General features: G+C 73.8%; 5 protein-coding genes. 1 reads left to right on the forward strand and 4 read right to left on the reverse strand.

Going from position 1 to position 5,519, the window contains the following annotated elements:
- Positions 1-45: 45 nt before the first annotated feature.
- The 4 genes from glnII to ACIQOV_RS25340 all read right to left on the reverse strand — a co-directional run bounded on the left by glnII (position 46) and on the right by ACIQOV_RS25340 (position 4,263).
- Positions 46-1,068, reverse strand: coding sequence for a glutamine synthetase (gene glnII, locus ACIQOV_RS25325; RefSeq protein WP_401052120.1), 1,023 nt, complete (start codon positions 1,066-1,068; stop codon positions 46-48).
- Positions 1,069-1,253: 185 nt separating this feature from the next.
- The gene (locus ACIQOV_RS25330) at positions 1,254-2,237 is read right to left on the reverse strand and encodes an SCO1860 family LAETG-anchored protein (protein ID WP_401052123.1); all 984 of its coding nucleotides are present in this window, start codon (positions 2,235-2,237) and stop codon (positions 1,254-1,256) included.
- 176 nt (positions 2,238-2,413) lie between these two features.
- Positions 2,414-3,091: a uracil-DNA glycosylase gene (locus ACIQOV_RS25335; protein WP_359903447.1), complete on the reverse strand. Its 678-nt coding sequence runs from the start codon at positions 3,089-3,091 to the stop codon at positions 2,414-2,416.
- An 80-nt stretch (positions 3,092-3,171) separates the two neighbouring features.
- A complete protein-coding gene (locus ACIQOV_RS25340; RefSeq protein WP_401052127.1) occupies positions 3,172-4,263 on the reverse strand; it encodes an amidohydrolase family protein in 1,092 nt (363 codons plus the stop codon).
- Positions 4,264-4,356: 93 nt separating this feature from the next.
- On the opposite strand from ACIQOV_RS25340, the gene ACIQOV_RS25345 reads away from it, so the two are divergent.
- Complete coding sequence (locus tag ACIQOV_RS25345; RefSeq protein WP_401052129.1) at positions 4,357-5,442, forward strand: pyridoxal-phosphate-dependent aminotransferase family protein; 1,086 nt, start codon at positions 4,357-4,359, stop codon at positions 5,440-5,442.
- Positions 5,443-5,519 lie beyond the last annotated feature (77 nt).

Raw genomic sequence — 5,519 nt, forward strand, 5'->3', positions numbered from 1 at the left:
GGCCTGCGGGCGTGACGTGGTGCGGGTGCCGGGTACGGCGGTGGATCAGACCTGGCCGGCCTTCTCCAGGGCGGCGCAGCAGGTGTTGATCAGGAGGCGGGTGACGACGTAGGGGTCGACGTTGGCGTTCGGGCGGCGGTCCTCGATGTAGCCCTTCTTGTCCACCTCGACCTGCCACGGGATGCGCACGGAGGCGCCGCGGTCGGAGACGCCGTAGCTGTAGGCGTTCCACGGGGCGGTCTCGTGCTTGCCGGTGAGGCGGGACTGGATGTCGTCGCCGTACTGGCTGACGTGCTCCAGCACCTTCTCCTGGGAGGCGCCGAGCGACTCGCAGGCGGTGATGATGGCGTCGTAGCCCTCGCGCATCGCCTTGGTGGAGAAGTTGGTGTGGGCGCCCGCGCCGTTCCAGTCGCCCCTGGCCGGCTTGGCGTCCAGGGTGGCGTCGATGCCGAACTCCTCGGCGGTGCGGTACAGCAGGTAGCGGGCGATCCACATGTCGTCGGAGACGGTCAGCGCGTCGACCGGGCCGATCTGGAACTCCCACTGGCCGGGCATGACCTCGGCGTTGATGCCGCAGATGGCCAGGCCGGCGTCGATGCAGCGGTCCAGGTGCAGCTCGACGATCTCGCGGCCGAAGACCTCCTCGGCGCCGACACCGCAGTAGTAGCCGCCCTGCGGGGCCGGGAAGCCGCCCTCCGGGAAGCCGAGCGGGCGGGAGCCCTTGAAGAAGGTGTACTCCTGCTCGATGCCGAAGATCGACTCCTGCGCGGTGTACTTCTCGGCGACCTCACGCAGCAGGGCGCGGGTGTTGGAGACGTGCGGGGTGCCGTCCGTCTCCAGGACCTCGCAGAGGACCAGGATGTTGTCGCCGCCGCGGATCGGGTCCGGCACCACACGCACCGGGTCCAGCACGCGGTCCGAGGCGTGGCCCTCGGCCTGGCTGGTCGAGGAACCGTCGAAGCCCCAGGTGGGGATCTTGTCGGCGTTGGGCAGGACGCGAGTCTTGGAACGGAGCTTCGCGGTCGGCTTGGTGCCGTCGATCCAGATGTACTCGGCCTTGATTGCCACGTCGTGTCCCTCGCATTGCTGGGTGGTGGGTGCCCGCGTAGCGTTGCAAGCCGCCGTTTCCCGGTTGTTCCTCTCGTGTAACGCGCATGTGAACCAACCGTCCGCATTGGCACGGTCACGGTGCGGGAGTGCCGGGGGTGGCACTCCCGCCGTTCCGGGTGCCGTCGGTGACGGCACGGGCATGGTCAGTGACGACGGGCGTGCGCGGCGCGACGGCGCCGGGTGGCCCACAGCGCGGCCGCCCCGCCCGCGACCAGGGCGGCGGCCCCCGCGGCGAGCGGGCCGGTGGCACTGCTGCCGCCGGTGGCGGCCAGCTTCTCCCCCTTCTCCGACTTCTCCACCGCGGCCTGCGGACCGGCGGCCCGCGAGGTGGTGGTGTCGGCGACCGGCTGAGCGGCGGGCGCACCGGCGGGCGCGGTGCCCGCGGTACCCGTGGTGGCCGGGCCGGTCGGGGCGGTCGACGGCGCGGAGGGCTTCTCGCAGCTCACCGAGGCGACGGTGACCTTCCCGGTGACCTTGGCGACGTTCAGGTTGAGCGGGTTCACCTCCACCTGCACCTCCAGGGCGGAGGCGGCGGCGGTGGTCGTGGTGACGGTCTTCTTGGAGAACTCCACCGAGACGCTGCCGACCAGCGGCACGTCCACCTTGGTCGGGCCGTACACGCCGACGGTGACCGGCTTGCCGAGCACGCTGAGCTTGACCGGCGCGACCACGTCGGCGGTCGGCTGCCCGTCGACCGGACAGGTCGCCTCGGCGCTCATCGCCTCCAGGCCGAGCAGCGCGGTGGTGGGCAGGCCGGGGGCGTGCACGTCGGCGTTGACCAGCTTGACGGAGGCGGTGGCGCCCTTGGCGTCGACCCTGGTCACCGCCTTGCCGATGTCGGCCTTGACGAGCTCGACCGGGCCGGTCTGGTCGACCCCGGCCACCGTGGCCGTCAGGATCGATCCGTCGCGCTGCGCCGGCGACTCCACCTTGTTCAGCGCGATGTTCACCGGGACGTCCACCGCCTTGTTCAACAGGCTGACGTCCAGGTCGAGTTCGGCGGTGACGGCGCGCGCCTTGCCGGGTGACGGGGCGGGCTCGGCCGCGTGGACGGGCGCGGCGGTGAGCAGGGTGCTCGCCACCACGGCGGTGGCCGCGGCGGCGGAAACGATTCGGCGAGAAGACATGGCGATACCCCCACACAGATGAAACGATGAGCCGCCAGTCTTCTCGAACAATCCGTCACATGAGTAACACAGAAAGTCATTTCACTCGTTGGAGTGAGATTGGCGTTCTGCGCTGACCCAGTTCTGCTACGGCAGCCGCGCCGTACCGGCCTACCGCGGCCGCGCCGCACCGGCGGCTACGGCAGCCGCCAGTCCACCGGCTGCGCCCCCTGCCGCACCAGCAGCTCGTTCGCCCGGCTGAACGGCCGCGAACCGAAGAAGCCGCGGTCGGCCGACATCGGGCTGGGGTGGACCGACTCCACCGACGGGACGTTGCCCAGCAGCGGGCGCAGGTTGCGGGCGTCGCTCCCCCACAGGATCGCCACCAGCGGGCCGCCGCGCGCCACCAGCGCCCGGATCGCCTGCTCGGTGACCGCCTCCCAGCCCTTGCCGCGGTGCTGGCCGCTCTTGCGCGGCTGCACGGTGAGCACGCGGTTGAGCAGCAGCACGCCCTGCTGCGTCCACGGGGTGAGGTCCCCGTTGGACGGCTGCGGCAGGCCCAGGTCGGTGCCGTACTCCCGGTAGATGTTGATCAGGCTCGCCGGGATCGGCCGCACCTCCGGCGCCACCGAGAAACTGAGCCCGACGGCGTGGCCGGGCGTCGGGTACGGGTCCTGCCCGACGATCAGCACCCGTACGTCGGCGAAGGGCTGTTGGAAGGCCCGCAGCACGTTCGGGCCGGAGGGCAGGTAGGTTCGGCCTGCGGCCAGTTCGGCGCGCAGGAAGTCGCCCATCGCGGCGACCCGTCCGGCGACGGGTTCCAGGGCGGTGGCCCAGCCGGGCTCGACGATCTCGTTCAGTGGACGCGGTGCCATGGTCGCCACCCTATCGGCCTACGCCGACAGCGCTTTCAGCGGATGATCATGGGATCGAGGCAGGTCGACCGGGTCCGCGGCTACCCGACCGGCCGCCCCCGCAGCACCACCAGCCGCGGGTCCGCGAGCACCCGGACGTCCGCCCGCGGATCCTGCGCGTACACCACGAAGTCCGCCGGCGCGCCCTCCTCCAGCCCCGGCCGTCCCAGCCACTCGCGCGCTCCCCAGCTCGCCGCCGACAGCGCCTGCGCCGGGCTCAGCCCCGCCTTCACCAGCTCCGCCACCTCGTCCGCGACCAGCCCGTGCGCCAGCGAGCCGCCCGCGTCCGTCCCGACGAACACCGGGATGCCGGCGTCGTGCGCGGCGCCCACGGTGTCGTACCGGCGCTCGTGCAGCCGCCGCATGTGCGCCGACCAGGCCGGGAACTTGGCCTCGCCGCCGGCCGCGAGGTCCGGGAAGGTGGCGATGTTGACCAGCGTCGGCACGATCGCCACCCCGCGCTCGGCGAAGGCCGGGATCAGTTCCTCGGTCAGCCCGGTGGCGTGCTCGACGCAGTCGATCCCGGCCGCCAGCAGGTCCGGCAGCGACTCGGCGGAGAAGCAGTGCGCGGTGACCCGGGCACCCTCCTCGTGCGCCGCCGCGATCGCCTCGGCCAGCGCGTCGCCGGGCCAGCAGGCGGCGAGGTCACCGCGCTCGCGGTCGATCCAGTCGCCGACCAGCTTCACCCAGCCGTCCCCGCGCCGGACCTCGGCCCGCACGTAGGCGGCCAGGTCGCCGGGTTCGATCTCGTGCGCGTAGTTGCGGATGTAGCGGCGGGTGCGGGCGATGTGCCGCCCGGCCCGGATGATCCGGGGCAGGTCCTCGCGCTCGTCGATCCACCGGGTGTCGGCGGCCGAGCCGGCGTCGCGGATCAGCAGGGTGCCGGCGTCCCGGTCGGTGAGCGCCTGCTTCTCGCTGGTCGCGGCGTCCACCGCGCCGTGCGCGTCCAGGCCGACGTGGCAGTGCGCGTCCACCAGGCCGGGCAGCACCCAGCCGTTCACCGTCCGCACGTCCCCGGCGGTCGGCGGGCGGGTGAAGCTCACCCGGCCGTCCACCACCCAGAGTTCGTCCCGGACGTCCTGCGGACCGACCAGCACCCGACCCCGCACGTGCAGCACCGCGCCATCGCTCATGGCCGCACTCTACCGACGGGCGGGTTCCGTGTAAGCAGTCATGATGCGGCAGACTCGTTTCCGCACCCCACCCCCGCGAAAGGCGATCAAGACGTGAGTCCCTTCCTCGACCTGCCCCCGCTCAGCGCCGCCGAGTTCGCGGCGATCGAGGACCGGGTGGCCGCGCTGCTGCACACCGAGGCCGATGTGATCGTCACCCAGGGCGAGGCGCTCCTCCCCCTGGAGGCCGCGATCCGCGGCGCCGCGCACCCCGGCTCGACCGCCCTCAACATCGTCACCGGCCCGTACGGGCAGACCTTCGGCAACTGGCTGCGCTCCTGCGGGGCGAAGGTCGTCGACCTGGCCGTGCCCTTCGACAGCGCGGTGAGCGCCGAGCAGGTGGCCGAGGCCCTCGACGCCGACCCGGAGATCGACTTCGTCTCCCTGGTGCACGCCGAGGCCGCGACCGGCAACACCAACCCGGTCGCCGGGATCGGTGCCGTGGTCCGCGAGCACGGCGCGCTGCTGATGCTCGACGCGGTCGCCTCCGTCGCCGCCGAGCCGCTGCTCACCGACGAGTGGGGCGTCGACCTGTGCGTCATCGGCGGCCAGAAGGCGATGGGCGGCCCGGCCGGCGTCTCCGCCGTCTCCGTCTCCGCGCGCGCCTGGGAGCGGATCGCCGCCAACCCGGCCGCCCCGCGCCGCTCCTACCTCTCGCTGCTCGACTGGAAGGAGCGCTGGACCGACGCCGGCCGCGCGGTGCTGCCGCACGCCCCGGCCCAGCTGGAGATGCTCGCGCTCGGCGCCTGCCTGGACCGGATCGCCGCCGACGGCCTGCCGGCCGTGATCGCCCGCCACCGCGCCGCCTCGGCCGCCACCCGGGCCGGCGTCCGCGCGCTCGGCACCCTGGCCCCGTACGTCGTCGAGGACGCCCACGCGGCCCCGGTCGCCACCACCCTGCGCACCCCGGACGGCGTCGACGCGACCGCCCTCGCCGCCCGCCTCGACCCGGCCCTGCCCGTCCAGCCGGGCGGCGGCGCCCTGGCCGGCTCGATGCTGCGGGTCAACCACTACGGGCGGGCGGCCGCGCTGGACACCGTCCGGGCGTGCGTGTCGGCCCTGGCCGGGGCGACGGGCGCCGACCCGGCGCCCGCCCTGGCCGCCGCCGAGGCCGCCTGGAGCGCGACCGTCCGGGCCTGAGCGGCCCGGACGGTCCACGGCCGCGGGGCCCCCCGCCCCGCCCGCGGGGGGGGCCGGCCGGGCCCGGGGCCCGGGGC

Origin of the sequence: Kitasatospora sp. NPDC091257 (genome assembly GCF_044757675.1) — a bacterium.
GTDB classification, from domain to species: domain Bacteria; phylum Actinomycetota; class Actinomycetes; order Streptomycetales; family Streptomycetaceae; genus Kitasatospora; species Kitasatospora lactacystinica.